This window comes from Actinocrinis sp., from assembly GCF_035650855.1.
In the GTDB taxonomy this organism is placed as follows: domain Bacteria; phylum Actinomycetota; class Actinomycetes; order Streptomycetales; family Catenulisporaceae; genus Actinocrinis.
Map to the genome: position 1 here is coordinate 1 of NZ_DASRGV010000313.1, position 11,362 is coordinate 11,362.

At 69.8% G+C, this 11,362-nt stretch carries 13 protein-coding genes; 5 read left to right on the top strand and 8 right to left on the bottom strand.

From position 1 onward, the window contains the following. Positions 1–19 precede the first annotated feature (19 nt). Positions 20–1,135: a phytoene desaturase family protein gene (locus VFB40_RS22090; protein ID WP_324853674.1), complete on the top strand. Its 1,116-nt coding sequence runs from the start codon at positions 20–22 to the stop codon at positions 1,133–1,135. Positions 1,136–1,271: 136 nt separating this feature from the next. Here the strand turns inward: VFB40_RS22090 and ispF are convergent, their stop codons facing one another. From ispF to VFB40_RS22105, 3 genes are read right to left on the bottom strand one after another with little or no spacing between them, the layout of a single operon-like run. Further along, complete coding sequence (ispF, locus tag VFB40_RS22095; RefSeq protein ID WP_324853676.1) at positions 1,272–1,781, bottom strand: 2-C-methyl-D-erythritol 2,4-cyclodiphosphate synthase; 510 nt, start codon at positions 1,779–1,781, stop codon at positions 1,272–1,274. Next, positions 1,774–2,493, bottom strand: coding sequence for a 2-C-methyl-D-erythritol 4-phosphate cytidylyltransferase (gene ispD / locus VFB40_RS22100; RefSeq protein WP_324853677.1), 720 nt, complete (start codon positions 2,491–2,493; stop codon positions 1,774–1,776). Before ispD ends, ispF begins: the two co-directional genes overlap by 8 nt. Positions 2,494–2,536: 43 nt before the next feature. Beyond that, the gene (locus tag VFB40_RS22105) at positions 2,537–3,019 is read right to left on the bottom strand and encodes a CarD family transcriptional regulator (protein ID WP_324841993.1); all 483 of its coding nucleotides are present in this window, start codon (positions 3,017–3,019) and stop codon (positions 2,537–2,539) included. A gap of 317 nt (positions 3,020–3,336) precedes the next feature. Here VFB40_RS22105 and VFB40_RS22110 point away from each other — a divergent pair, with 317 nt between their 5' ends. Together VFB40_RS22110 and VFB40_RS22115 are read left to right on the top strand one after the other, a co-directional pair. Further along, positions 3,337–3,651 carry a hypothetical protein gene (locus VFB40_RS22110; protein ID WP_324853679.1) on the top strand — a complete coding sequence of 105 codons (315 nt, stop codon included), beginning with the start codon at positions 3,337–3,339 and terminating at the stop codon, positions 3,649–3,651. Between the two features lie 127 nt (positions 3,652–3,778). Further along, positions 3,779–4,465, top strand: coding sequence for a copper chaperone PCu(A)C domain-containing protein (locus tag VFB40_RS22115; protein ID WP_324853681.1), 687 nt, complete (start codon positions 3,779–3,781; stop codon positions 4,463–4,465). Between the two features lie 147 nt (positions 4,466–4,612). On the opposite strand, the gene VFB40_RS22120 is transcribed toward VFB40_RS22115, so the two are convergent. Further along, positions 4,613–5,293, bottom strand: a complete 681-nt coding sequence (locus VFB40_RS22120) for a response regulator (RefSeq protein ID WP_324841990.1) — start codon at positions 5,291–5,293, stop codon at positions 4,613–4,615. After that, positions 5,290–6,504 carry a sensor histidine kinase gene (locus tag VFB40_RS22125; protein WP_324853683.1) on the bottom strand — a complete coding sequence of 405 codons (1,215 nt, stop codon included), beginning with the start codon at positions 6,502–6,504 and terminating at the stop codon, positions 5,290–5,292. Before VFB40_RS22125 ends, VFB40_RS22120 begins: the two co-directional genes overlap by 4 nt. A gap of 221 nt (positions 6,505–6,725) precedes the next feature. Between VFB40_RS22125 and phoU the strand changes: the two genes are divergently transcribed. Beyond that, positions 6,726–7,367, top strand: coding sequence for a phosphate signaling complex protein PhoU (gene phoU, locus VFB40_RS22130; protein WP_324853685.1), 642 nt, complete (start codon positions 6,726–6,728; stop codon positions 7,365–7,367). A 96-nt stretch (positions 7,368–7,463) separates the two neighbouring features. On the opposite strand, the gene VFB40_RS22135 is transcribed toward phoU, so the two are convergent. Then, positions 7,464–8,219, bottom strand: a complete 756-nt coding sequence (locus VFB40_RS22135; RefSeq protein ID WP_324853687.1) for a phosphoglyceromutase — start codon at positions 8,217–8,219, stop codon at positions 7,464–7,466. Between the two features lie 128 nt (positions 8,220–8,347). Between VFB40_RS22135 and VFB40_RS22140 the strand changes: the two genes are divergently transcribed. Next, the gene (locus VFB40_RS22140; RefSeq protein WP_324853689.1) at positions 8,348–9,670 is read left to right on the top strand and encodes an MDR family MFS transporter; all 1,323 of its coding nucleotides are present in this window, start codon (positions 8,348–8,350) and stop codon (positions 9,668–9,670) included. A 26-nt stretch (positions 9,671–9,696) separates the two neighbouring features. On the opposite strand, the gene VFB40_RS22145 is transcribed toward VFB40_RS22140, so the two are convergent. Both VFB40_RS22145 and mshA read right to left on the bottom strand, forming a co-directional pair. After that, the gene (locus tag VFB40_RS22145) at positions 9,697–10,311 is read right to left on the bottom strand and encodes a type III secretion system chaperone family protein (RefSeq protein ID WP_324853691.1); all 615 of its coding nucleotides are present in this window, start codon (positions 10,309–10,311) and stop codon (positions 9,697–9,699) included. Further along, positions 10,308–11,362, bottom strand: a 1,055-nt coding sequence (mshA, locus tag VFB40_RS22150; RefSeq protein ID WP_324853694.1) for a D-inositol-3-phosphate glycosyltransferase, incomplete at its 5' end; no start/stop codon positions are given. The genes mshA and VFB40_RS22145, both read right to left, overlap by 4 nt.

Below are 11,362 nucleotides of genomic sequence, written 5' to 3' on the forward strand. Positions count from 1 at the left end.
GGGCGCGATGATGAAGGCGGTGCGCGAGGCCGTCGGCAGCTCGTTCTGGGATCCGTTCATGGAGCGGCCGCTCGGCGAGATCGTCGAAGAGACCTTTGCGGACGACGATGTGCGCGGTGTGGTGCTGACGGATGCGCTGATCGGCACGCAGAGCCACGCGCACGATCCTTCGCTCGCCCAGAATCGCTGCTTTCTGTATCACGTGATCGGCAACGGAACCGGCGAGTGGCGAGTACCGATCGGCGGGATGGGCGCGGTCACCGAGTCGTTGGCGCGCGCTGCGGATAAGGCCGGCGCGGTGTTCGTTACCGGCGCAACGGCTACCCGTATCGACACGGACGGCCGGCGAGCGTCTGTGCGTTATACGACGGCCGACGGCGGCGAGAGACGGATCGACGCACGGTACGTACTCGTCAATGCCGCGCCGACAGTCCTCAACGAGTTGCTGGGACGGCCGAGCGGCCCGCGCCCCGAAGGCAACCAGCTGAAAATCAACATGGTGTTGTCACGGCTGCCCGCGCTCAAATCAGGGATGGACCCGAGACTGGCTTTCGCGGGCACGTTCCATATCGACGAGTCGTACAGCGGGCTGCGTACCGCGTATACGCAGTCTGAGGCCGGAGCGCTGCCGGATCCGCTGCCGTCAGAGGTCTACTGCCACACATTGACCGACCGTACGATTCTCGGTCCGGAGTCGATGGCGCGGGGACTGCACACGCTGACGCTGTTCGGTCTGCATACGCCGGCCCGGCTCTACGACGAGGCCGGGGCGCGGGAGAAGGCGATGCAACTGGCGCTGGCCGGGCTGAACCGGTATCTCGCCGAGCCGATCGAGGACTGCTTGGCGCGCGACGCCGAGGGGCGGCCCTGCATTGAGGCTCGCTCACCGCGCGACATCGAGGACGAACTGGCGATGCCCGGCGGCCACATCTTCCACGGGGACCTGGACTGGCCGTGGGCGGCGAGTGAGCGGGAAGTCGGCACCTGGGGCGTCGAGACGGACATTCCCAACGTGCTGATCTGCGGCTCAGGTGCGCGGCGCGGTGGCGCGGTCAGCGGGGTGCCGGGGCGTGCGGCGGCGCTGGCTCTGTTGCTGAGCAGGTCGCGCAGGAGAAGGGTGCCGGGCACGAAGTAGGTGAAGTAGGGAGAGCTTCCGGTTCGCGCGAGAAGTAGGCCGCGAGAGGTGGGCGGACTGGCGGGGCGAGTCGGCGGCGCTGGAGGCGAGGGCGGTGGCGGCGGCGATCGCGGCCGGGCGGGTTGGCTCAGCGGGGCTAGTCGGTCGCAACGCTGGAGACGGGGACGACCAGGGCGGTCGCAATCGCAGCTAAGCCCTCGGCGCGGCCGGTGAGGCCGAGGCCGTCCGTGGTCGTGGCGCTCACTCGGACCGAGGCGTCGAGCGCTTCGGAGAGCACCTTCTCGGCCTCGGCGCGGCGCGGTCCGATCTTCGGACGAACGCCGATCACTTGAATGGAGACATTGCCGATCCGGAAGCCCGCCTCGCGCACCCGGCGCCCGGCCTCCGCCAGCAGCGTGACGCCCGCGGCCCCGCGCCACTGCGGCTTGTCGGTGCCGAAATTAGAGCCGAGGTCGCCGAGTCCGGCGGCGGAGAACAGCGCGTCGCAGGCGGCGTGCGCGGCGACGTCTGCGTCCGAGTGGCCGGCCAAGCCGATCTCGCCGGGCCAGTCGAGTCCGGCGACGCGCAGCGGCCGTCCTTCCTCGAACGGGTGAACATCGACGCCGATGCCGACGAGCGGAAGCGGAGGCAGGTCGTCATCAGGCATGGCGCTCCGCGGCCTTGTCGCGCTCCGACCAGACGGCCTCGGCGAGCAATAGATCAAACGGCGTAGTGACCTTGAACGCCTCAGTGTGGCCAGGGATGACCGCGACCGGCAGCCCGAGGCGTTCGACCAGGCCAGCGTCGTCGGTGGTGTCCATGGCGGTCGCGGCGGCGTGCGCCTTGATCAGCAGGGAGCGCCGGAAGCCCTGCGGCGTCTGTACCGCGCGCAACGTGGATCGGTCCACGGTCGCAGTGACGGTCGTACCGGAGGAATCCACGGCCTTGATCGTATCCGCGACCAGTAACGCCGGGATGACTGCATCGCTCCCTGCGGCTACCGCGTCGATGACTGCGGTAACCAGCGAGGGCGGGGTAAGGGCACGCGCTGCGTCGTGCACCAGGATGATCTCGTAAGTCTCGGGAATCGCGTCGAGCGCGAGCGCGACCGAACGCTGACGGGTGTCGCCACCGGGCACCACGTGCACCGACTCGCCGAACTCACGCAGCAGCTCGCGAACCCCGTCGACACCGTTCGGGGGCGCGGCGACCACGACAAGACCGATCCGCCCGCTGGAGACCAGCGAACGGACCGCGTGAACCAGGATCGGGATTCCGCCGATCGAGCGCAGCGCCTTGGGGGCGCCGGGGCCGAGGCGTTCACCTCGGCCCGCGGCGGGGACGATCGCGGCCGTCCCGCCGCGGGATGTGCTCATCATCAGGCCGAAGGCAGAGCCGGTACCGGTGGGCCGAAGCCCGCGCTCAGGAGGCCAGCACCTCGTCGAGGATGGTCTCGGCCTTGTCCTCGTTGGTGTTCTCCGCCAGGGCGAGCTCGCTGACCAGGATCTGGCGGGCCTTGCCGAGCATGCGCTTCTCGCCGGCGGAAAGGCCGCGCTCCTTCTCCCGGCGCCACAGGTCGCGGACGACCTCGGCCACCTTGATCACGTCACCGGAGGCCAGCTTCTCCAAGTTGGCCTTGTACCGGCGGGACCAGTTGGTGGGCTCCTCGGTGTGCGGGGCGCGCAGTACCTCGAAGACGCGGTCGAGGCCGTCCTGGCCGACCACATCGCGGACGCCTACATATTCCACCTTGTCGGTGGGAACCATCAGGGTGAGGTCGCCCTGGGCCACCTTGAGCCGGAGGTAGGGGCGAGCCTCGCCCTTGACCATCCGGGTCTCGATCGCCTCGATGAGAGCGGCCCCATGGTGGGGATAGACGACGGTCTCGCCAACCTTGAACGTCATGTGATGCGTACCCCTTCCGTGGGTATCCAGGATAACACGGCCGGGCGACTTTCTAAAGGGCGTTTGCGCAGGTCAGGCGGGTGAAGGGCACTTGACAATACGGAACGGACCGTACTCGCCCCAGCTCAGGGGGGCGGACGGCGCTTTTCGCGCGCCCCCGGAAGCACTACCGCAGGCGCCGCTGCGGGCCCTCGAGCGGCTCTCCTGCGCAGGCGCGAAACCGCCTCTGGGCATGAACGCCCGGCGGGCGCACAATGACCAAAGAACCTCAACCAGAAGACCGGCTCTTCGCACACGTCAGGTGGGGTGAGCGCGAGGTGGACGCCAGCGGGCGATCGAGCAGCGCGGGGTCCGGCTGGGACGACCAGCGGGACGAGCAGGACGAGACCGTGGTCGGCCACTGGCCGGACGGGACCGAGATCACCGATGCCGACTGCCAGGCGCCCGACGACCTGCGCGAACTACTGCCCGACCTGCGCAGATATCTGCGCGAGGAGCGCTGGAGCAGACGGCGCGCCAAGTTGATCAGGGTCGGCCGCATCCTCGGCTCGCCGCGCGCCGCCATCGCGGTAGTGCTGCTCGCGGCACTGGTGGCGTCCGCGGTGGCGATGCTGCTTCCAGCGGCTCGGTAGCACGCCCCATAACTCGCCTCACCTCTCTTAGGGCTATCCCGGTGAGGATCTGCTCATCGCGGTCAGTACGCTGTGGCTCGGTTCAGTTCTTGTCCGACCAGTCACGCGCCAAGGAGCCAGACCGACCGTGAGCAGCCTCCACTCCCCGAGCACGACCCGCCGGTCGACCCCCTCTCGCCGGGGCCGTGCGGGCCTGGCCACCGCAGCCGTGCTGCTGACCGTGGCTCCGCTGGCCACCGCGTGCGGGGCTGGCTTCAACTCCGCGGCGACGCAGGTGAAGCCGAACGCCGGAAGCGGGAGCACCGGCTCGCTGAAGATCAACAACGTGTGGGTGGTGGTGGACCCGAACAGCAACAACGCCGAGGTGATCGGGGCCGTCTCGAATAACGGCAGCGCCGACGTGAACTGGCCGAACGTCCAGGTCGACGACGCCTCCGCGCAGATCGTCGCCGGTGGGGCGAGCGGCTCGCCGTCCACGGGCACCGCGGCCGGATCGGCGTCGGCGCAGAGTATCGCGGCCGGCCAGACCGCCTACTTCGGCCAGCCGGGCCAGCCGCAGATCGAGTTCTCCGCCGCGGGCCTCAAGGTGGGCGACCTGGCGAAGGTGACCTTCTCGTTCGGCGACGCCGGCACGGTGACGGTGCAGGCGCAGATCCAGCCGAACACCGGCCAGTTCGCCGACTACAACCCGAACCCGGCCAGCCCGTCGCCGAGCGCGTCGGCCAGTGCGAGCGCGAGCGCCTCCTCCTCCGCGAGCAGCGGCGCTTCGGCGTCCGCGTCGGCTTCCGCCAGCCCGACGTCGAGCAAGAAGTAGCCGTCGAAGCAGAAGTGACGGCCGGTCAGGGCTGAGACAGACGAAGCGGGTGGCGCTCCCGGAACAGGGAGCGCCACCCGCTTGGCGTTGCACGTGCCGGGTGCGTAAAGCCGACAGTGCTTAGGCGCGGCAGGAGCGGCTTACGACTTACGGCTCGAACTTGTAGCCGAGACCGCGCACGGTGACGAGGTACCGCGGCACGGCTGGGTCCGGCTCGATCTTCGCGCGCAGACGCTTGACGTGTACGTCCAGCGTCTTGGTGTCGCCGACGTAGTCCGCGCCCCAGACCCGGTCGATCAGCTGCATACGCGTGAGCACGCGGCCCGCGTTGCGCAGCAGCATCTCCAGCAGCTCGAACTCCTTGAGCGGAAGCTGCACGCCGCGCCCGGAGACGCTGACCGTGTGCCGCTCGACGTCCATGCGGACCGGGCCGGCCTCGAGCGCCGCGTCGTCCGGCTCCTCGGCCTGGCCGTGCCGGCGCAGCACCGCGCGGATGCGGGCGACCAGCTCCCGCGAGGAGAACGGCTTGGTGACGTAGTCGTCCGCGCCGAGTTCCAGCCCGACCACCTTGTCGATCTCGCTGTCCTTGGCGGTCAGCATGATGACGGGCACGGCCGAGCGGGTGCGCAGCTGCCGGCAGACCTCGGTGCCGGGCAGGCCGGGCAGCATGAGGTCGAGCAGCACGAGGTCGGCCCCGTGCCGGTCGAACTCCTCCAGCGCCTCGGGACCGGTGGGCGCGACGGCGACCTCGAAGCCTTCGTTGCGCAGCATGTAGGAGAGCGGGTCACTGAACGAGTCCTCGTCCTCGACCACCAGCACCCTGGTCACGTCGTACGACTCCCTGTGTTGAGTTCCAGAACGCCGCCGTCGGCCCGGCCGTCTTCGGCCGGCGGCGGATCGCCCAGCAGCGGCAGGCGCAGGGTGAAGGTGGAACCGGCCCCCTCCACGCTCCACACCGCGACATCCCCGCCGTGGGTGGCGGCGATGTGTTTGACTATCGAGAGCCCGAGGCCTGTTCCCCCGGTCACCCTCGAGCGGGCCGGGTCCACCCGGTAGAACCGCTCGAAGATCCGTTTGAGGTCCTGCTCCGGAATGCCGATGCCCTGGTCGGTGACCGAGATCTCGGCCAGCTCGCCCTCTCGGCGCACCGCCACCACCACCTTGGTCTGTTCAGGTGAATAGTTGACGGCATTCCCGACAAGATTTCCCAAACCGGTGACCAACTGATCGAAATCGCCGAGCACGTACAGTCCAGGCGGCGCGCTGCCGACCAGTTCGATGGTGCGGGCGGCGGCGACCTCGCGGGCCCGGCCCAGCGCCTCCTCCACCACCTCGCTCAGCTCCACCCGCTCGGCCTTGGTCAGCGGGTCGTGGCTCTCCAGCCGGGACAGGTCGATCAGGTCCTGCACCAGGTTGCCGAGCCGGTGCGCCTCGCGCTGCATCCGCTCGGCGAACCTGCGCACCGCCTCCGGGTCGTCGCTCGCCGAGAGCACCGCCTCGGACAGCAGCGCCAGCGCGCCGACCGGGGTCTTGAGCTCGTGGCTGACGTTGGCGACGAAGTCCCTGCGCACCGCGTCGATCCGGTGCGCCTCAGTGCGGTCCTCGACCAGGACCAGCACGAGCTGTGAGCCGAGCGGGGCGACCCGGACCGAGACCGCGAGGGTGTCGCCGCCCAGCGGACCGCGCGGGATCTCGAGTTCGAGCTGCCGGATCTCGCCGTCCCGGCGCACCCGCCTGGCCATGGCGACCAGCTCCTCGGAGACCAGCCGCTGGCCGCGTACCAGGCCGAGGGCGTGCGCTGCCGGGGATGCCTTAACTACGGCGTCACTGGGATCGAGCAGCACTGCGGAGGAACGTAGGACCTGGAGGACCGCGGCCACGCCGGAGGGCACGAGCGGTTCCGGGGCCGCCGGCTCGGCGACCCGCCGCTCCCGCTCGCTCCAGCGGAACGCGAGACCGCCCGCGGCACCGACGGCCAGCGCTACCAGGGCGGCCGCCGAAGCCGCGGCGACGTGGAAGTCGGCCGCGAGGTAGGACACACTTCCAGAGTAAATGCCGGTGCAGACCGGTCGGAGTGGCCGAAAGCACGCAGCGTGATCCGTCGCCAAGAGTTCACGTTCACGTCGCGTCGGGTTCACCGCCCTGCCCGGCTGCGGCTGAGCGCGCCACACTACGGTGGAGGCTCACCACGGTGTGCCCACCGCTGTCGCCGGTTCACGGCTGTGCCCGGCCACCACCACTGCCTACGGGAGCCTTTTCGATGCGGGACGTGTACCACGAGGAACTCGATTCGATCGGCCGGACGCTCATCGAGATGACCGGCCTTGTGGGGACCGCCATGGGCCGGGCGACCGCCGCCCTCCTGGAGGCGGACCTGCAGGTCGCCGAGTCGGTGATCTCCGCCGACGACGCCGTGGACGCGCTGCAGAACGAGCTGGACACCCGGGCGCTCGACCTGCTCGCCAGGCAGCAGCCGGTGGCCGGCGACCTGCGCACGATCATCACCTCGCTGCGGATGAGCGCGGACCTGGAGCGGATGGGCGACCTGGCCCGGCACATCGCGAAGGTGGCGCGGCTGCGCTACCCGGAGATCGCGATTCCGGAGGACCTGCGCTCCACCATTCGCGAGATGGGCCGGATCGCCGGGGAGCTGGCGCAGAAGACCGCCGAGATCATCGACGGCCGGGACGTGGACGCCGCGCGCGAGCTGCCCGAGGACGACGACGAGATGGACGAGCTGCACCGGGCGCTGTTCCGGGCGCTGCTCGACAAGAAGACCGACTACTCGGTCGAGACGGCCATCGACGTGACGCTGATCGGCCGGTACTACGAGCGCTTCGCCGACCACGCGGTGTCGGTGGCACGCCGCCTGATCTTCCTGGTGACCGGCGAGCACGACTGAGCACGACTAAGGACGCTGCCAGGGGATGGGAGGGGGGACGGAGGAGCCCTTCGCACGCGGGGGTGCGAAGGGCTCCTCCGTCATTTCTGCTCGCGGCTACTTGCGGCCCTGGTTCTTGACCGCCTCGATCGCCTCGGCCGCGGCCGCCGGGTCGAGGTATTCGCCGCCGGTCGTCACCGGGCGCAGGTCGGCGTCGAGTTCGTACAGCAGCGGGATTCCGGTCGGGATGTTGAGCCCGGCGATGGCCTCATCCGAGATCCCGTCGAGGTGCTTGACCAGCGCGCGCAGCGAGTTACCGTGCGCGGCGACGAGCACCGTTTGGCCGGTGAGCAGGTCCGGGACGATCGCGTCGTACCAGTACGGAAGCATCCGCCCGACGACGTCCTTGAGGCATTCGGTACGCGGCCGCAGCTCGCGGGGCAGCTGGGCGTAACGCGGGTCGTTGAACTGTGAGTACTCGGCGTCTTCGGCGAGCGGCGGCGGGGGCGTGTCGTAGGAGCGGCGCCACAGCATGAACTGCTCCTCGCCGAATTCGGCGAGCGTCTGCGCCTTGTCCTTGCCCTGAAGCGCGCCGTAGTGCCGCTCGTTGAGCCGCCAGGAGCGGCGCACCGGGATCCAGTGCCGCTCGGCGGCGTCGAGCCCCAGCTGCGCGGTGCGGATCGCGCGGCGCAGGACGGAGGTGTGCACGAGATCGGGCAGCAGGCCGCGCTCCGCGAGCAGTTTGCCGCCGCGGATCGCCTCCTCCTCGCCCTGGGCGGTCAGGTCGACGTCGACCCACCCGGTGAAGAGATTCTTCGCGTTCCACGCGCTCTCGCCGTGGCGCAGCAGTACGAGACGGTACGAGTCAGCCATGGCCCTGAGCGTATCCGCGATAACCGATTGCTCTCGCATCCGGTCCGGATGTAATGTCTCAATCGCCATTGTGATCATTACCTGGCCATGTGGGCTCGACGCTGAACGGTGCGGGGAAGGGTGGGCGCGTGATCCGGCTCAGAAGCGCGGCGGAGTCGACCTTCGGAGGCCTGCCCGGCGCCTTCTGGTGGCTGTGGATCGGAACCCTGGTGAACCGGATCGGCGGCTTCGTGCTGCCGTTCTTCGCGTTCTATGTCACCGGGCCGCTGCACCGCTCGGCCGCGCTCGCGGGAGCGGTCGCGGCGCTGTTCGGAGCCGGCGCGGCAGTGTCGGGCGTGGTCGGCGGCGTGCTGGCCGACCGGATCGGACGCAAGCCCACGCTGGTCGGCTCACAGCTGGCCAACGCGGTAACCATCGTCGTGCTCGGGTACGCACGCTCTCCGTGGGCGCTGGCGCTCGGGGCGCTCGTGGTGGGCCTGGCCACCAACGCCTTCCGGCCGGCGCAGAACGCGATGATCGCCGACATGGTGCCGGCTGGCGACCGGGTACGGGCCTACGCGCTGAACTTCTGGGCGATCAACCTCGGGTTCTCGTTCTCCATGATGGCGGTCGGCTTGGTGACGCACTTCGGTTACCGAGCGCTCTTTTACGCCGACGCCGCGACGACCACGCTGTGCGCGCTGCTGATCGCCGCCATGGTCCACGACACCACTCCGCCCGAGACCCTCAGGGCCGCGCGATCCCGGCAGACGGTCGGCGAGGGCACGCGTTCCCACGACGGCCTCGGCGCCGTGCTGCGGGACCGGACCTTCATCGCCTTCGTCGCGACGACGTTCCTGCTGCTCACCGTGTTCAACCAGTGCCAGACCGGCCTGCCGATCGCGATGGCGGCCAGCGGGCTTTCCGCCTCGTCGTTCGGGCAGATCGCGGCGATCAACGGCGTGCTGATCGTGCTGTTCCAGATGCCCGTGACGAGGCTGCTCAAGCGGTATCCGGAGGGCCGGGTGCTGGCCGGGGCGGGCCTGGTGATCGGGGCCGGTTTCGGCCTGCTCACGTTCGGACAGTCGGCGGCGATGTACGTGCTCTGCGTCGTCGTGATGACCATGGGCGAGATCGGTAACACGCCGACTGGTCAGGCGGTCTCCGCTCGGCTGTCGCAGGATCACCTGCGCGGGCGCTACCAGGGCGTGTATCAGCTCGCGTGGACGCTCTCGCAGGTCGTGGCCCCGCTGGTCGGCGGTGCGGTGATCAGCGCGTACGGCGGCACTCCACTGTGGATCGGATGCTTCGCCGTGACGGCTTTGACGGCGTTGGTCTTCCTGCGCATCGGCAAGCAGGTCGAGCGGCGGGTCGCAGTAGCGCGATCGGCCGAGGTCGAGCAGGCACAGCAGGCTCAGACATCGACCCAGGTGGTGGCGGACGGTCAGCAGCCGGAGTTGGCAACCGCCTGAGCCTTGAGCTCAGCTCGGGCTGGCGGTCAGCTCTCTCGCTCAGCAGCCTCGGAGGGCCCGAAGCGCTCGGAGGGCGCAGCGGTCTGCGAAGTCTGCGCGGCCTCGCCGTCGAGGGTTGCCGCGTCCGGGCGCAGCCGCTCGAAGGCGGCCAGGTTCGCCGTCGATTCGCCGCGCTTGAGCCGCCAGGCCCATTCGCGCCGGATCGAGGTGGCGAAGCCGAGTTCGAGCAGGGTGTCGAAGCTGGAGTCGGCAGCGTCGAGGACCGAGCCGAGCAGCCGGTCCACCTCGGCCTCGGTGACCGCGGCCAGCGGTACTCGGCCGATCAGGAAGACATCCCCGAGGCGGTCGAGCGCGAACGCGATGCCGGAGAGCCGGGTGTTGTGCTCCAGGAGCCAGCGGTACACCGCCTCGCGGTTCTCGTCGGCTGCGCGCACCACGAACGCGTTAACCGACAAGGTGTGGTCGCCGACGAGCAGCGAGCAGGTGGTACTCAGCTTGTGCGTTCCCGGGAGCGCGACGACGAAGTGGTCGTCCTTCGGGCGCTCAAAGGCCGCCTCGGTTTCGGCGAGCGCGGCCTCGATCGCCGCGATGGCCTGCGCGCGCAACGCCGAGTTCGTGGCGGTACCGGTGTTGTTCGTCATCCCACGATCGAGCTTACGCGACGACGGCTGGCCCAGCGCTCCGCGAGCGCGTCGCTGTACACGCCGACGATGCGGTCCGCGGTGGCTCCCCAACCGAACTCGGTCGCGTGCTGACGCGCTCCGCGCCGCATGTGCTCCAGCCGGCCCGGATCGTCCAGCAGCCACGCGCAGGCCGACGCGTAGTCCGCGGGGTTGTGGCCCGGTATGAGGATGCCTGACTCACCGTCACGCACGGCGGTAACAAGTCCACCGACCTTCGCCGCGACCACCGGTGTACCGCAGGCCTGCGCTTCTACCGCGACCAGGCCGAACGACTCGTTGAATGAGGGCACGAGCGCGAGGTCGGCGGCCCGGTACCACTCGGCCAGCTCCGCCTGACCGACCGGCTTGACGAAGCGCGTGCGGTCCGAGATGCCGAGCCGCCGGGCCAGCGTGGTCAGCTGGTGCGGCTCGGCCAGGCCGGTGCCGCTGGGCCCGCCCACGATGACGACGACCAGGTCCCGGTATCGCTCGGGGTCGCGGCGCAGCAGATCGGCGGCGAGGCGGAGCAGGATGTCCGGGGCCTTGAGCGGCTGGATGCGTCCGGCAAAGAGCAGCACTTGGGCGTTCCGGGGCAGGCCGAGGCGGGCGCGCGCAGCCGCTTGGTCGCCGGGCTTGAAGGTGTCCAGATCGACGCCGGGGTTCACCACCGCGACCCGGCACGGATCCGCTCCGTACAGCCCGACCAGCTGCTCCGCCTCTTGCTCGGTGTTGGCGATCAGCCGGTCCGCGGCGTCGACCACCTGGGACTCGCCGATCAGCCGGTTCTGCGGCTCGGGAGTGTCGGAATCGGCCAGCGCGGCGTTCTTTACCCGGGCGAGGGTGTGCATGGAGTGCACGAGCGGCACGCCCCAGCGTTCGGTGGCGAGCCAGCCGACCTGGCCGGACAGCCAGTAGTGCGAGTGGATCAGTTCGTAGTAGCCCGGCTTGTGCATCGCCTCGGCGCGCAGGACCCCGGAAGTGAACGCGCACAACTGGCCGGGCAGGTCCTCCTTGGACAGGCCCTCATACG

Bases quoted from the DNA above. Each gene is read 5' to 3' on its own strand.
- ispD (WP_324853677.1), bottom strand. From the start codon at position 2,493: ATGATGAGCACATCCCGCGGCGGGACGGCCGCGATCGTCCCCGCCGCG.
- VFB40_RS22145 (WP_324853691.1), bottom strand. From the start codon at position 10,311: ATGACGAACAACACCGGTACCGCCACGAACTCGGCGTTGCGCGCGCAG.
- ispF (WP_324853676.1), bottom strand. From the start codon at position 1,781: ATGCCTGATGACGACCTGCCTCCGCTTCCGCTCGTCGGCATCGGCGTC.
- phoU (WP_324853685.1), top strand. From the start codon at position 6,726: ATGCGGGACGTGTACCACGAGGAACTCGATTCGATCGGCCGGACGCTC.
- VFB40_RS22105 (WP_324841993.1), bottom strand. From the start codon at position 3,019: ATGACGTTCAAGGTTGGCGAGACCGTCGTCTATCCCCACCATGGGGCC.
- VFB40_RS22135 (WP_324853687.1), bottom strand. From the start codon at position 8,219: ATGGCTGACTCGTACCGTCTCGTACTGCTGCGCCACGGCGAGAGCGCG.